The organism is Trichocoleus sp. DQ-A2 (assembly GCF_039961915.1).
Lineage (GTDB): Bacteria > Cyanobacteriota > Cyanobacteriia > Cyanobacteriales > FACHB-T130 > FACHB-T130.
Map to the genome: position 1 here is coordinate 24161 of NZ_JAMPKD010000009.1, position 14846 is coordinate 39006.

A 14846-nucleotide genomic window follows, 5' to 3' on the forward strand; every position below is an offset into this window, starting at 1 on the left:
TAAAGAGTGGAGAATTCTAACACTGTCCAACCTATCGAGCGTCCGGGGGAAACAAAGTCCGAAGCATATAGACGATGAGGGAGGCTTTATAAGTCAGAAATCCCAAAAAAACGGGCAGAATCTGTAGCTTATTCACTTGGGTTGCGATTATAATCAACCCAATAAACAGAGCAAACCGAGTCTTACTCAGACGCTGTTTCTCTGCGCCAAGTCGCTCAACGTCTTTAGCCAACATCCTCAAGTAAACCACACATGTGCACGCCCCTATCAAGTAATTCAGGGCAATGTTGAGAGAGTAAAAAATCCAGACGGAGATAAAAATAATCCCGCTCAAAGCAAGTGTAGTCAGCAACAACTCTTGTTGAAGTTGGTAGTACTCTTGCATGGAGCCATCTGGTTCTGATACAGGCGAACCAGTTTGTGGTAACTCCTCGGTGGTCGGCGTGGTTGTTTGAGATTCGTTTGACAAGTTCACAACTGATGTGTTTCAGCTTGTGCTATTTGGTCTGACTACTACAGGTCAGAACCAAACATTTTGAATATACCATGCAGAGGTAACATTACTTAAAAAAGAATTAAGCCGATGTCAGCAAATTAAAAGGTTCTCTCTGGTAGCGATCGCATTCATGCTCATGAGTTCTCATCCAAGAAGCATTTTTCGCATTCATGCTCATGGGTTCTTATTGAAAAAGCATTTTAGGCATCAGCGTGGGTATCGCCCCGCCCCTTGTTGTAGCAGCTTGCGGCGATTTTCCCTAGCTTTTTACTCAGCTTCCCCAATCAACGTGTATGCAGCCCAAGCGCTGGGTTGGTTGGGATATTGTTTCATTGTCGTCAGCATCGCGCTTCGCAAAGCTTGTGCTTTATCGGAGTTTTGTTGCAGATTTTGATAAAATTCGGTCATCAACAAGGCAGAAGGATTATCGGGTATCGCCCACAAAGTGACGATGACACTGGGGACACCCGCAGTAATTAAAGAGCGAGACAATCCAATCACGCCATCGCCAGTCAGCTTACCTCGCCCAGTGTCGCAAGCACTCAAGACAACTAACTCGGCATTGAGCTTGAGATTGAGGATTTCGCTGGCGGTGAGCAACCCGTCCTCTTGACCAGAAGGAGCCAGGGCGATCGCTCCCGGTACTCCGCTACGCTGAAAATCATCCAGCAAGCCGTGAGTCGCCAGATGAATCATCTTGGCTATGGGTAGCTTCTGAACAACTGCGGCTTCAGTAGCTTGTTTCCCAGTGAGGGCTTCTGTGTTTAGGAGACGAGCAATCTCCATCGCTTCCTTCTCGGCACCTGGTAGGGGCGAAAGCGGTTGAGGCTTTTCCCCAATTTTGGGGGCAAGGCTGGGCATCGTGGGATTGCCAACCACTAGGACATCCTTAACTGATACTGGAAGCCGTTGTCGTTGCTGACGGGTTAATGCCAGTACCTGAATTGAGGGAGCCGTGAGGATAGTGTGTTGTTCGATGAGGTATTTATTGCTGGTATCTTGGAGGGCAGCAAAGGGAACCAAGAACAGGGATTCTTGAGGAATAAAGATAACGCGGGCATTGGGGTCAGCAGGCAGGAAGTCGGCAATGGGTTTAATTAGTAGTTGATGGAGTTGCTGTAATCGATTAGTTTGGGTAGTTTCATCCAATCTAGTGATGATGCTCAAGCCGCGACCTCTGACACCCATCGATTCGCGGCTGTTGATAACAAGTTTTTCAAGGCTTGTATTTTGCTGCTGCCACAGGGGTTTAAGGTCAACACGACGAAAAGCTACTTTGCCTGAGGGTGGGATTACCCAAATATAGAGTTCTGATTCGCGAGCTTCTTGTTTACCTTGAATTTTGAACTCGTCATAAATAATCGAATATTCAACCAGGGTGGCATTTTGTTGTTTGGCGATTTGTTGAATTTGCTGGGTGTTGGGTGGATTGGTAGAGATATTCGCCTGAGTAGAGGAAGGGGATGAGAAGCGTGTCGCCAGTAGCTCCACAAATGCCCTGGCACGACCGCTTTCCGCAACTTCTAGAGCCTCTGTGGGTTGATTTTGGGCAATCAGGACTTGTTGCAGCAGACGATAGGTGCGAGCTTGCTGCTCAAAAATTGACACTTTGTAGGCATCATTGCCACCCAATCGTTCCCGTAGAGATTTGTATACCTCAATTCCAGCGCGGAGGGTTTTTTCGGCTTGAGAGAGATTGCCAGATTCCTGAAAAGCCAGTCCCAGATTGGCTAGAGATTGCCCCTCACCCAAACGATCTTTAATTTCCCGTGCAATGGCTAAACGCTGCTGGTGGTAATCAATCGCCTTGGCGTATTCTCCTAGGTTTTTGTAGGCAATTCCCAGATTGTCTAGGGATTGCCCCTCGCCTTGGCGGTCTTTGATTTCTCGTGCGATGGCTAAATGCTGCTGGTGGTAATCAATTGCCTTGGCGTATTCTCCTAAAGAATTGTAAGCCAGTCCCAAATTACCCAGCGCACTTCCCTCCCCCAAACGGTGTTTAATTTCCCGCGCAATAGCTAAATGCTGCTGCTGGTAATCAATCGCTTTGGCGTAATCTCCTAGGGAAGAGTAAGCATTTCCTAGACTGCCTAGAGATGCCCCCTCCCCCAAACGGTTTTTAATTTCCCGTGCGATGGCTAAATGCTGCTGCTGGTAATCAATCGCTTTGGCGTAATCTCCCAGATAAAAGTAAGCATTTCCCAAATTGGCTAAGGATGCCCCCTCCCCCAAACGGTCTTTGATTTCCCGCTTAATTGCCAAACTCTGCTGGTAGTAATCAATCGCCTTGGCGTAATCTCCTAGATTTTTGTAGGTAACTCCCAGATTGCCCAGCGCACCTCCCTCCCCCAAACGGTCTTTAATTTCTCGCGTGATGGCTAAATACTGCTGGTGGTACTCAATCGCCTTAGCGTAATCTCCCAAAGAATCGTAAGCATTTCCCAAATTGCCTAGGGATTTCCCCTCCCCCAAACGGTCTTTAATTTCCCGCATGATCGCTAAACTCTGCTGGTGGTAATCAATCGCTTTGGCGTAATCTCCTAGGTAACGGTAAGCATTTCCCAAATTGCCTAGGGATTGTCCCTCCCCCAAACGGTTTTTAATTTCCCGATAGAGACTGAGTGCTTGTTGCCAAGACTGTAATGCCGCCTCAAATTGACTGGTCTGAGCCTGCTGAATACCTTGCACAAGTAGTTGGTCTGCTTCGGCTTTCCGAGCATCTGGGGTTTGCGCTAACGCCTGTGTTGTGGGAAATAGCGCTGGAAAATTAGGCGGGAACGGCGTTGCAGCAGATGTCAAAAGAGCGATCGCGCTGAGGAGTCTGATTTGGAAACGCACAGTTATTAGGGGAGAAGGTGCAAGGATGCGATCGCTGTTTTAACCTACGACAATTAGGCGCGTCTAGTTATCGGTTGATGCGAGAGCATCATCGCCAGAATCAAGAATGCGATCGCAGCAGCAACAGAGGCTATCTGATTGTTTTCGGGTTATTCAGCTTCCCCAATCAACGTGTATGCAGCCCAAGCACTGGGTTGGTCAGGATATTGTTTCATCGTCGTCAGCATCGCCCTTCGCAAAGCTTGCGCTTTATCCGGGTTTTGTTGCAAATTTCGATAAAATTCACTCATCAACAAGGCAGAAGAATTATCCGGGATTGCCCACAAAGTGACGATAACACTGGGAACACCCGCAGTAATTAAAGAGCGAGACAGTCCAATCACACCATCGCCGGTGAGTATACCTTGCCCAGTGTCGCAAGCACTCAAGACAACTAACTCGGCATTGAGCTTGAGATTGAGGATTTCGCTGGCGGTGAGCAACCCGTCATCTTGACCAGAAGGAGCCAGCGCGATCGCTCCCGGTACTCCGCTACGCTGAAAATCATCCAGCAACCCGTGAGTCGCAAGATGAATCATTTTTGCTTTAGACATTTGCTGGACAACCGCAGATTCATTGGCAGAGTTGCCAATGAGAGCTTTGGTATTAAGTAGAGTAGCGATCGCTAAAGCTTCCCGTTCTGCACCAGGGAGGGTTGACAATTTTTGAGGCGATTCTCCCCGCTTAACAGAAACACTGGGCATATTGGGATTGCCAACGACTAGCGCATTCGGGTTTTGTCGAGAGGCTAAACTTCGCGTCTCTACACGTTGTTTTTGCTGACGGGTTAAATCCAGTACCTGAATCGAGGGTGCAGTCAGGATGGTGTGTTGTTCAATTAAGTATTTGCCAGAACTGTCTTGCAGAGCGGCAAAGGGAACCAAAAATAAAGATGTTTGAGGAATAAAAACGACACGAGCATTTGCCTCTTTTGGCAACAGATCGGTAATTGGTTGAATCAGTAGCTGATGAAGTTGTTGTAATTGTTTGGCTTGGCTTGTTTCATCTACTTTGCTAACAACACTCAACCCGCGCCCTCTGACACCAATCGATGCTCGACTATTGACAACAAGCTTTGCCAGGTCTGTATTCTGTTGCTGCCACAGAGATTTAAGGTTAGAGGAGCGAAAACTCACTTCACCTGTGGGCTTGACAACCCAAATATACAGTTCTGATTCTTCGATTTGTTCTCGATTTTTTCCTTCTACACTATCGACGATAATTGAATACTCAACCAGTGTGGCGTTTTGTTCTTTGGCGATTTGTTGAATTTTCTGAATGTTAGGGGGAGTAATGGTTGTTAGAGCATTGGGTGAAGCGACGCGCGTCATCAATAACTCTACAAATGCCCGCGCTCGACCCCGTTCGGCAATTTCCAACGCTTCATTTATCTTATTTTGGGCGATGAGGACTTGTTGCAGCAGACGGTAAGTTTTGGCTTGCTGTTCAAAAACTGACACCTTGTAAGTATCGTTATTCCCCAATTTTTGCCGAAGCGATTCCCAAATTTGAATTCCTGCGCTTAGGGTTTTTTCAGCTTCTGTAAGCTTGCCCGCTCGGCGAAGCGCCACTCCCAAATTGTTTAGCGCCGTTCCTTCGCCTTCAATGTCGCCAATTTGCCGCGCGATCGCGATCCGCTGCTGCTGATAATCAATTGCCTTGGCATAGTCGCCCAAGGAAGTGTAAGCATTGCCTAAATTTCCCAGTGCTGTTGCTTCCCCTAAGCGATCGCCAATTTCCCGCGCGATCGCGATTCGCTGTTGCAGATACTCAATTGCTTTGGGATAATCCCTCAAATCCATGTAAGCAACGCCTAGATTCCCCAGAACTTGCCCCTCTGCGTGACGCTCACCTAACTCTCGCGCCAGCGGTAAACGCTGTTGATAGTACTCAATGGCTCGTGGATAGTCGCCTAGAGAATCGTAAGCGATGCCCAAATTATTTAGAGATGCACCTTCCCCAGAGCGATCGCCAAGTTCTCGCGCGATCGCTAAACTCTGTCGATGGAAATCAATCGCTTTGACATAATTTCCTAGGGAATAGAAGACAATCCCTATATTTCCCAGAGCGCCTTGTTCTCCGGAGCGATCGCGGATTTCTCGCGCGATCGTTAAACGTTGCTCAAAGTAATCAATTGCTTTGGCATAATCGCCCAAATGATGATGAACAATGCCCAAATTATTTAAAACGTATGACTCTCCTTTGCGATTGCCGAGGGAACGATCCACAGCTAAACTTTGTTGGTAGAACTCAATCGCTCGTGTATACTCACCCAACGATCGATAAGCTTCTCCCAAATTGTTAAGAACCGCCCCCTCTCCCTTCCTATCGGCGATTTCTCGGTAAATCTTCAATGCTTCTTGTCCAGACTGTAAGGCAGCTCTAAATTGACCCTTCTTTTGCTGCTCAATCCCTTGCTCTAGCAACCGATCGGCTTCGGCTTCTCGCTCGGCTGGGGTTTGAGCCAACGCCTGAGAATTTTGGATAGCGCTAGAAGATTTTAGATTTTGGATGAATTGCCAATCTACAGTTGGAAATCCCAAATCGACACTCAGAATAGTAGCCAGGAAGGTGATGAAGGCGCGGAGTCCGATTTGAGAGCGCATAGCAATTTTTCGAGAAGTGTGCAGCGACATCTACTGTCTTAGCCCACACGGAAATAGGGCGTCTATAGCACTCCTATTGGATTCGTCAAAAAACGAGCCGCAGAGGACACGAGAGAAGACTCTAGAAACAGGAGTATCAACGAGCGATCGCCTCGCCATCGGTTTGTGACGCCAGAAGAATTATCAAATGGGTACAGTAGCGCTCTGGGTGTAGTAGCGATCGCTTCGTTTGCTAGTTTTATCTGGCTGAGTTTTAATCTCAGGTGATACGTCGGCAGCTAGAGGTTACAAAAAGCAAACTTGCTTAACTTGAATACTAGGAGACGACACGTAGTTAAGGAAGTATTGGTCAAATGAAATTTAAAACCCAGTGGCTGATTGGCATCCTGGGATTAACTGCCCTCATCAGTTCCCCAGCCGTAGCTCAAAACACACCGTTACAAGACTTTTTCAATGGTCTCCCCCCATATACGGGGGACGACGTTATTGAACCCCGCAACCCGACTGGAAATCGGGAAACCTCTAACGATGATAGCGAGGTTCGGGAATCAACTCAGAATGCGACACCGGCAACCAATCGCAACTTAACAGAACCAGAAAACAACAATCCTAATCAGTCGGAAAGCCAGTTACAAAGAGATGCAAGACCCACGAACCAGCCCTACCAACCAGGTTCACTAAGGTAGTCATGCAAGTTCTAATAACGCCCTCATCTTTTATTTACTCTAGGTAAGGGTTGAGGGCTTATATTTTTATAATTGCATTTTTTACACAACCGATTCCCCTAACTTTCTCTTAATCAAGGAAGTTAGGGGAATTGTTTGTTGCACAGAGGTTTAGATTCACGACTTTTCTAAGCAGCCGCGAATTTCGTCTTTCCAAATTATTTACAACTTCTATATTTCCTATTGTTTTAGAGGTAATCATCTCTATTAGCAATGCCAGCAAAACTTGTTCTTGACGATATCAAAATATTCTTTGATGCTGAAAAAATACTTAAAGGAGTACAATCACGTCTTTCCCGTTGCCGGTTCTATCTGAACTAATTTTTTTGTTCAAGTTTTACAGAAGTCACTAAAGGATATAAACTGGAAACTTCGTTTAATTTTGGTGGTTATATAGACTACAGGTAGCTGTAGTTGAGGAGGTATTGGTTAAATGAAACCTCAAACTCAAGGGTTAATCTGCATCATTGGATTAAGTGCCTTTATCAGTTCACCAGCCGTGGCTCAAACCTATCGGCTTGAAAAATTCTTCAATGGCACTCCCCCCTACGATGGTGACAGCCTTAACAGTGCCCGAAATCCTATAGGAGATATGGAAGCCTTTATCTATCAGGAGGCTAAACCGATTATTACGATTGAGTTTGAAGCAGGAGATGAAGCGCCTTCTGAAACGCCTGCTGAGATTCCAGAAGAACCACAAAATCAAATCCCTGCTGAGACTCCTGCGGAAATCCCAGAACCAACGCCTGCTGAGACTCCGGAAGAACCCCAAAATCAAATCCCCGCTGAGACTCCTGCGGAAATCCCAGAACCAACGCCTGCTGAGACTCCGGAAGAACCCCAAAATCAAATCCCCGCTGAGACTCCTGCGGAAATCCCAGAACCAACGCCTGCTGAGAGTCCAGACGACAACAACGAAGAGCCAAAACGAGAGATCATTTGGGAAGCAGAACCAAGGAACCCCCAGCCAAACCAGGGTAACTAATGTAAGGCAAGCTGAATTGATATATGAAATATTGGCAATGGGAATAGGTAATAGGGAATGAATCGTCATGAATTTCCTATTACCCATTAACAATTACCGATTTGTTAACTCGGTGTCAGCATAATTAGCTGTCGTTCCAAGAGCGGTCGCACAAGATCCAACTCCAACGAAACAGTCGCCAAAATTTCTTTTACGCTTCGACGTTTTTCTGAGTTAACATCACACGCTTGCAAAAATTCAAACTCTCCCTCTGACAAATTGACAATCTGATAATCGTAGTTAAACAGACAGCGGCTAGGCCATCCATCCATGCAGGGGTTTCGGGCTGGAATAGCTGCCAACAGCGCCTCATCCGATGACCAATCTGCTTTGGATAGGGGAGGACGTGCCAGGAAAAATTCGTAGTGAGTGACCGCTTCTGGGTCTAATAATTCGATTAAACGATAACGTTCGCGATCGCTTAATTTTTTTGCCCGTTCGAGCAAGTCTGGATTTTTCCCCAAGAGTCGCTCTAATTCCCAGTTTTTGGGATTAGAAAAACCGACAAAATCCAAACCCGAAGCATCAATGAGTTCAAAAAGAGTGTCGATGTTGTAGTCGATTTCCTGGGGATGAACGTACATATCTGCAAAACACTCATCCCGCTGATTTTCTAAAGACCAGCGCTCTTTTTCTCGCTTGACCAGTCGATTATTTTCTGGCAAAGCGGCAAATATTTGACGCCCCACCTGAACGCCATCGCGGTAGTCGCCTCGCCGTTCGCCTTGAAGCAGTGCGATCGCTTTTTGCATCAGCTGGATTTCCCAGCGCCCCAGCTCAGCATAAACGAAAATATGCATCAAGCCTCCCGGCGCTAACTTCGCCGCCAAGGATTGAATTCCCCGAATCGGATCGGGCAAATGATGCAAAACCCCAACACAGTTGATTAAATCAAACTCACCCGGTAGTTCCTGCGCGTCATACAAGCTCTTGTGATGAAACTCGACGCGATTTGCCCCAGAACGGCGACAACGCTCTCGTGCCACTTCCAAAGCGCCCGAACTCAAATCAATTCCCACCACTTGAGCAGCCGGATTGAGGTGAACCAGGTACTCTGTTCCTACACCCGTGCCACATCCGGCATCTAAAATGCGGACATTCTGCTTTTGGGGTGTTTGATTGGTGCAAAAGTGATAAGCGGCTAGCCAATTCCAGCGCCAGTTGTAGCCGGGAGGCGGACTGTCCAGCAGAGGTTCTGGTGGAAAAGGGTAAGTATCGTAAAGTCGTTGGACGGCGGAACTGATATCCTGCCTGATTTCCATATCACGTTAAAGGGTAAAGTTAGAGATGTCCGGGCAGGTCATCTGTAGCTAGACGGCGTCTTAAGTAACAAAACTTATCGCTCTTCTCAGGGAATCTGCCGCCATTTAGTATTATGACCTTGTGAACACCTAGATAGGGTTCTACATACTTTTTAACAAACCAGTCTGAGAAGCCCGAAAAGTTTTAATCTAAAAACTGAGCTGATTAACCCCAGGCAGTTAAAGGATAAAGGCTCAAAGATGAACGCTGAGATGTTGAAGGCGCAAGAATGAAGTTGATAAGCCATAAGCCGTAGGGAAAAAGCCACTTTCTCCGGGTCAGTCGCTCCCGTGGCGGTTGGTTAACTTTAATCCCTCAACCTTCACAATTCATCATTCATCAGTGGCACTCTGGTCATGTTTAACGCAGTGACGATTTAGATAGGGAGCTTTTGAGATCCAATGAGTGTTAAGGCAAGTGGTGGAAGCTCAGTTGCGCGTCCGCAACTATATCAAACAGTACCAGTTGCAACTATTTCGCAAGCGGAACAACAAGACCGCTTCTTAGGGAGAGGTGAGCTGGATGAACTGAAGAGCTATTTCAGTTCCGGCAGCAAGCGTCTTGAGATTGCTCAAACGCTCACCCAAAATGCAGACCTGATTGTGTCCCGTGCTGCCAACCGCATTTTCGTCGGGGGTTCCCCGATGGCTTTCTTAGAAAAGCCTCGCGAACCCGAATTGGTGACGGCGAATGTTCCGGATGTCAAACAAGGGATGGCGCTGGGAAATGTCACCTATGTGGAAAGCAGCGGTGGCTTTTTGCAGGGGTTGCGATCGCTCTTCAGCGCAGGCGGCGGCGGTCCTACGCCAGCGGGTTTCCGACCGATCAACGTTGCCCGCTACGGTCCGGGCAATATGCAAAAGTCGTTGCGGGACTTATCCTGGTTCTTGCGCTACCTGACCTACGCAATTGTTGCCGGAGACCCCAATATCATCGCGGTTAACACGCGGGGTTTGCGGGAAATCATCGAAAATGCTTGCTCCGGCGAAGCGACAATTGTGGCGTTGCAGGAAATGCGGGCAGCCGCCTTGGGTTATTTCCGTCGCGACGAGGAAGGGACAACGATTGTTAACCAGTACTTTGAAGTGCTGATTAGCGAATTCCGCGCCCCCACACCTTCTGACAAAGTGCGGCAGCGTCCTTCTGGCGATCAGCAAGGTCTGCAACTGCCCCAAATTTACTTTAATTCAGCCGAGCGGCGTCCCAAGTACGCCATGAAGCCCGGTTTGTCATCTTCGGAAAAGCAAGAAATCATCAAAGCCGCCTATCGGCAAGTCTTTGAGCGTGACATTAGCCGCGCTTACAGCCTTGGCATCTCTGACTTAGAATCCAAGGTCAGAAATGGCGACATCTCAATGAAAGAATTTATCCGCCGCTTGGGTAAATCTACTCTTTACCGCAAAAACTTCTACGAGCCATATATCAACAGTCGCGCTCTGGAACTGGCATTCCGTCACTTCCTAGGTCGCGGGCCATCCAGCCGTGAAGAAGTACAAGAATACTTCTCCATCGTTTCCAACAAAGGTCTACCCGGTCTCGTTGATGCCCTGGTGGACTCTAAGGAATATTCTGACTACTTCGGCGAAGAAACCGTGCCCTACATCCGGGGTTTAGGTCAAGAAGCGCAGGAGTGTCGCAACTGGGGACCGCAGCAAGATTTGTTGAACTACAGTGCGCCTTTCCGCAAGGTGCCGCAGTTCCTCACCACATTTGCTGCTTACGAGCGACCGCTGCCCGACCAACATCCGTATGGTTCCGGCAACGACCCCTTGGAAATTCAGTTTGGGGCAATCTTCCCCAAAGAAACCAAGAATCCCAACACCCGTCCTGCTCCGTTTGGTAAAGATACTCGTCGCATCCTGATCCGCCAAGGTCCAGGAATTGACAACCAACTGAGCAACCCAGCAGCTCGTCCCAAAGCTCCGGGTTCCTTGGGTCCGAAAGTGTTTAAACTGGATCAACTCCCCGGTCCAGGTGGGAACGGCGGCACATCCTTCAAACGGTATGTGAAGAATTCCAGCGTTAAATACTCCGAAAGTTCCACCCAAGCGGTGATCAAGGCAGCCTACCTACAAGTGTTTGGGCGGGATGTCTATGAAGGTCAACGCCTCAAGGTGGCGGAAATCAAGCTGGAGAACGGCGAAACCACAGTGCGAGAGTTCATCCGCGCTCTGGCTAAGTCTGACTTGTTCCGCAAGTTGTACTGGACTTCGCTGTACGTTACCAAGTCGATTGAATACATCCACCGCCGTCTGTTGGGTCGTCCCACCTATGGACGTCAGGAAACTAACAAGTATTTTGATATTTGCGCCAAAAAAGGCTTCTACGCCCTGGTTGACGCGATTATCGATAGCCCCGAATACAGCGAGTCATTTGGGGAAGATACGATTCCTTACGAGCGCTATCTGACACCAGCTGGAGTCAGCTTGCGTAGCCTTCGGATTGGCAGCATTGCCGACACAGCTCTGAAAATTGAGAAGCAAGAAACCCCTCGTTTTGTGGAACTCGGTCAAGTCACGCAGCTGCGGACAGAACCCGACATTCAATTCCGCATCAACCAGGGTGTCAGCAAGAAGCGCGAGCAAACCAAGGTCTTTAAGCTGACAGAAACCAACGACAAAGCGTTGGTGCAAAACACAATCCGGGCAGCATACCGGCAAATTTTCGAGCGCGATATTGAACCCTATATCGTGAAGAACCAATTCAGCGACTTTGAAAGCAAGCTGCGGAATGGTGAAATCAACCTCAAGGAATTTATTGAGGCGTTGGGAGGTTCAGACCTCTACATCAAAGAGTTCTATACTCCCTACCCGAACACTAAGGTGATCGAGTTGGGTACGAAGCACTTCTTGGGACGGGCACCCCTAGACCAAGTAGAAATTCGCAAGTATAACCAGATCCTTGCATCTGAAGGGCTTCGGGGCTTTGTGGGCGCAATGGTGAATAGCCCAGAGTATGCCCAGGCGTTCGGAGAAGATACGGTGCCTTACAACCGCTTCCCGACCCTGCCAGCGGCAAACTTCCCGAATACCGAGAAGCTGTATAACCAACTGACCAAGCAGAATGATGACTTGGTAGTTCCCAGCTTCAAGCCGGTGCAGTCGCGCATGGATGTGGCGAAGATGCCGCTGATGGGTAAAGCGATCGCAGATATCGCTGCAAAAGCTCGTCAGCGAGACATGAGTAAGCCGCTGTTTATCGAGTTGGGTCGTTCCTTTACCAACGGTGACGGGCAATCCGTTGAAGTTGGAGTTGGGACATCGCGGCGTAAGCCTGCTCGAATTTACCGGATGAATCCAGGGATGAATCAGGGTGAATCTGCACAGGTGATTAATGCCATCTACTGTCAGGTGATGGATATCTTCAGCGGTCAAGTTCCTGGGGAACTGCGCCGTTCGGATCTCGATAGCAGACTCCGCAACGGTGAAATCTCGGTGCGCGAGTTTGTGAAGAGTCTGGCGAGTTCCGATATCTATCGCCGTCGCTTCTATGCCCCCTATCCCAACACCAAGGTGATTGAGTTCCTATTCCGGCACCTGCTGGGACGCGCACCCGCTACCCAAGGTGAAATCCGGCAGTACAACAAACTGCTGGCGGATAGCGGCTTGAAGGCGGCTGTAGAGGCAATGGTGGATAGTCCTGAGTATGCTCGTTACTTCGGCGAGGATGTGGTGCCTTACAACCGCTTCCCGTCCCTGCCAGCGGGTAATTATCTGGGCAGTGTGAAAGCAGCAGCTGACTTGGTGAAACAATCCTGGTCAGATATGTCGCCTTCCTACATCGGTAATCGCTTGAGCCGATAAATCCGAGAGTCGGGAATGGGGAATGGGTGATTAATATGACCCGTTCCCCATTCCTAATGAATCGGAAGTTTTGCTCTATGATCTCTCTGGATGACGCGGGGAGTTTATCGAAACGCAGAAGCGCTCCAGAAACCAGAGAAACAGACCAGGCGCAACAGAAGAGGCGATCGCTATCTTGTCGATCATCCTCCAATGAGATAGATTCTTCGGGTCAAATTCCCCCAATAACCGCACTGCAAAACCTTGTCCAACTGCATTGTGGTAAAGTGGCTCATCTAGTGTCCACAACTTGAATCCCTTAAAGTTTCTGCTAAAGCTGAATCAGCAGAACAGATTAGGGCATGGAATGGGCGATCGCATTTTTATGGAGCTGCGAAGATGTGGAGGACAAGGGGGAAGAGAAGGTGATTGATGCTCAGGGGTACAAAAATTCAAAAATCCTGACAGCGATCGCTCCCCTCCCAAGCAAGCGATCGATCTTTGATGACCAACTGACCCCACCGAGACCCGCTGCGATCGCCCTCAAAGCCCCAAAATGAGGAGCAATATTAAAAAGTGTTAAGAAGAGACCTGGAATGTGAACAGAATGCCGCAAAATTATTTGCGGAAGGTAGCTGAGTCCCAGGCAGTGTGTACGGATGGTTACACTGAAAAATGCTAAAGATACCGAACAAGTATTCTTGTAGCAGTGACAGGCTTCCACATTCCTTGGCGAATGCCAGTTTCAAACCATCTGGTAAAACTTTTCTTTTGATTGGAGGAATCCACAAATGAGTATCGTCACGAAATCCATCGTGAATGCTGATGCCGAGGCTCGTTATCTTAGCCCAGGCGAACTAGACCGGATCAAGAACTTTGTGACCTCCGGTGAGCGTCGCCTCCGGATTGCCCAAACGTTGACCGACTCTCGCGAGCGCATCGTCAAGCAAGCTGGCGACCAGTTGTTCCAAAAGCGTCCTGATATTGTTTCTCCCGGTGGCAACGCTTACGGTGAAGAAATGACCGCTACCTGCCTGCGGGATATGGACTACTACCTACGCCTGATCACCTACGGAGTCGTTGCTGGTGATGTCACCCCGATTGAAGAAATCGGTTTGGTTGGCGTTCGTGAAATGTACAAGTCTCTGGGTACCCCGGTTGACGCAGTTGCTGAAGGCGTTCGCGCTATGAAGAATGCTGCTTCCTCCATGATGTCTGGCGAAGATGCTTCTGAAGCAGGCGCTTACTTCGACTACGTGATTGGTGCCATGCAGTAGGGTGTTTCCCTTCCCCTGCTAAGGATTAGAACCTGACTACGTAAGATAAGGAAACAAGAAAAATGCAAGACGCAATTACTGCTGTTATCAATTCCTCTGACGTTCAAGGTAAATACCTTGATACTGGTGCTTTGGAAAAGCTCAAGGGCTATTTCAACACTGGCGAACTACGCGTTCGTGCAGCAACCACCATTAGCGCTAATGCTGCCACCATCGTTAAGGAAGCGGTTGCTAAGTCCCTGTTGTACTCTGACATCACCCGTCCCGGTGGCAACATGTACACCACCCGTCGCTATGCTGCTTGCATCCGCGACTTGGACTACTACCTCCGCTATTCCACCTATGCCATGCTGGCTGGCGACCCATCCATCTTGGATGAGCGCGTGCTGAACGGTCTGAAGGAAACCTACAACTCCTTGGGTGTTCCCATCTCCGCTACTGTGCAATCTATCCAAGCCATGAAAGAAGTTACCGCCAGCTTGGTGGGTGCTGATGCTGGTAAGGAAATGGGCGTTTATTTAGACTACATCTGCTCTGGCTTGAGCTAAGCGTAAGCGCTCGTTCATCGCTTAAGTTTTAAGCGACTGCGTTTTGTCTGGTGAAGTCTGGGAAGTCTGGAGTGAATGCTAGCTCGTCAAAGGCTTGTCGAATTAAGTTGATAAGTTTTAGCGGTCTAGTATTGACTCTTGACTCCCAGCCTTCGGTGTCTTAATTAGATACGCCAATCCAAAGATTGATTGAGATCAAAAATTTCCTC

At 48.4% G+C, this 14846-nt stretch carries 10 protein-coding genes; 6 read left to right on the top strand and 4 right to left on the bottom strand.

What is annotated here, in order from left to right; translation table 11 throughout:
• Positions 1–31: 31 nt before the first annotated feature.
• The 3 genes from NC997_RS10645 to NC997_RS10655 form a co-directional block, all read right to left on the bottom strand.
• A complete protein-coding gene (locus NC997_RS10645; protein WP_190411201.1) occupies positions 32–475 on the bottom strand; it encodes an ATP synthase subunit I in 444 nt (147 codons plus the stop codon).
• A 288-nt stretch (positions 476–763) separates the two neighbouring features.
• Positions 764–3334 carry a tetratricopeptide repeat protein gene (locus NC997_RS10650; protein ID WP_190524503.1) on the bottom strand — a complete coding sequence of 857 codons (2571 nt, stop codon included), beginning with the start codon at positions 3332–3334 and terminating at the stop codon, positions 764–766.
• A gap of 149 nt (positions 3335–3483) precedes the next feature.
• Complete coding sequence (locus tag NC997_RS10655) at positions 3484–5979, bottom strand: CHAT domain-containing tetratricopeptide repeat protein (protein WP_190524505.1); 2496 nt, start codon at positions 5977–5979, stop codon at positions 3484–3486.
• Between the two features lie 353 nt (positions 5980–6332).
• Between NC997_RS10655 and NC997_RS10660 the strand changes: the two genes are divergently transcribed.
• Complete coding sequence (locus tag NC997_RS10660) at positions 6333–6665, top strand: hypothetical protein (protein WP_190435401.1); 333 nt, start codon at positions 6333–6335, stop codon at positions 6663–6665.
• Positions 6666–7137: 472 nt separating this feature from the next.
• Positions 7138–7689 carry a hypothetical protein gene (locus NC997_RS10665; protein WP_190524507.1) on the top strand — a complete coding sequence of 184 codons (552 nt, stop codon included), beginning with the start codon at positions 7138–7140 and terminating at the stop codon, positions 7687–7689.
• 104 nt (positions 7690–7793) lie between these two features.
• Here NC997_RS10665 and NC997_RS10670 read toward each other — a convergent pair whose 3' ends face one another.
• Positions 7794–8990, bottom strand: coding sequence for a class I SAM-dependent methyltransferase (locus NC997_RS10670; RefSeq protein ID WP_190524510.1), 1197 nt, complete (start codon positions 8988–8990; stop codon positions 7794–7796).
• Between the two features lie 441 nt (positions 8991–9431).
• Between NC997_RS10670 and NC997_RS10675 the strand changes: the two genes are divergently transcribed.
• From NC997_RS10675 to apcB, 4 genes are all read left to right on the top strand, one after another.
• Positions 9432–12833, top strand: coding sequence for a phycobilisome rod-core linker polypeptide (locus NC997_RS10675; RefSeq protein ID WP_190524513.1), 3402 nt, complete (start codon positions 9432–9434; stop codon positions 12831–12833).
• 341 nt (positions 12834–13174) lie between these two features.
• Positions 13175–13372, top strand: coding sequence for a hypothetical protein (locus tag NC997_RS10680; protein ID WP_190524515.1), 198 nt, complete (start codon positions 13175–13177; stop codon positions 13370–13372).
• Positions 13373–13603: 231 nt separating this feature from the next.
• On the top strand, positions 13604–14089 hold the full coding sequence (gene apcA / locus NC997_RS10685) for an allophycocyanin subunit alpha (RefSeq protein ID WP_190411195.1): 486 nt from the start codon (positions 13604–13606) through the stop codon (positions 14087–14089).
• Between the two features lie 62 nt (positions 14090–14151).
• On the top strand, positions 14152–14637 hold the full coding sequence (gene apcB / locus NC997_RS10690) for an allophycocyanin subunit beta (protein ID WP_190411194.1): 486 nt from the start codon (positions 14152–14154) through the stop codon (positions 14635–14637).
• Positions 14638–14846 lie beyond the last annotated feature (209 nt).

Excerpts from the sequence above, each read along its gene's own strand:
- NC997_RS10655 (WP_190524505.1), bottom strand. The coding sequence starts at position 5,979 with ATGCGCTCTCAAATCGGACTCCGCGCCTTCATCACCTTCCTGGCTACT.
- NC997_RS10660 (WP_190435401.1), top strand. The coding sequence starts at position 6,333 with ATGAAATTTAAAACCCAGTGGCTGATTGGCATCCTGGGATTAACTGCC.
- NC997_RS10665 (WP_190524507.1), top strand. The coding sequence starts at position 7,138 with ATGAAACCTCAAACTCAAGGGTTAATCTGCATCATTGGATTAAGTGCC.
- NC997_RS10670 (WP_190524510.1), bottom strand. The coding sequence starts at position 8,990 with ATGGAAATCAGGCAGGATATCAGTTCCGCCGTCCAACGACTTTACGAT.
- NC997_RS10675 (WP_190524513.1), top strand. The coding sequence starts at position 9,432 with ATGAGTGTTAAGGCAAGTGGTGGAAGCTCAGTTGCGCGTCCGCAACTA.
- NC997_RS10680 (WP_190524515.1), top strand. The coding sequence starts at position 13,175 with ATGGAATGGGCGATCGCATTTTTATGGAGCTGCGAAGATGTGGAGGAC.
- apcA (WP_190411195.1), top strand. The coding sequence starts at position 13,604 with ATGAGTATCGTCACGAAATCCATCGTGAATGCTGATGCCGAGGCTCGT.
- apcB (WP_190411194.1), top strand. The coding sequence starts at position 14,152 with ATGCAAGACGCAATTACTGCTGTTATCAATTCCTCTGACGTTCAAGGT.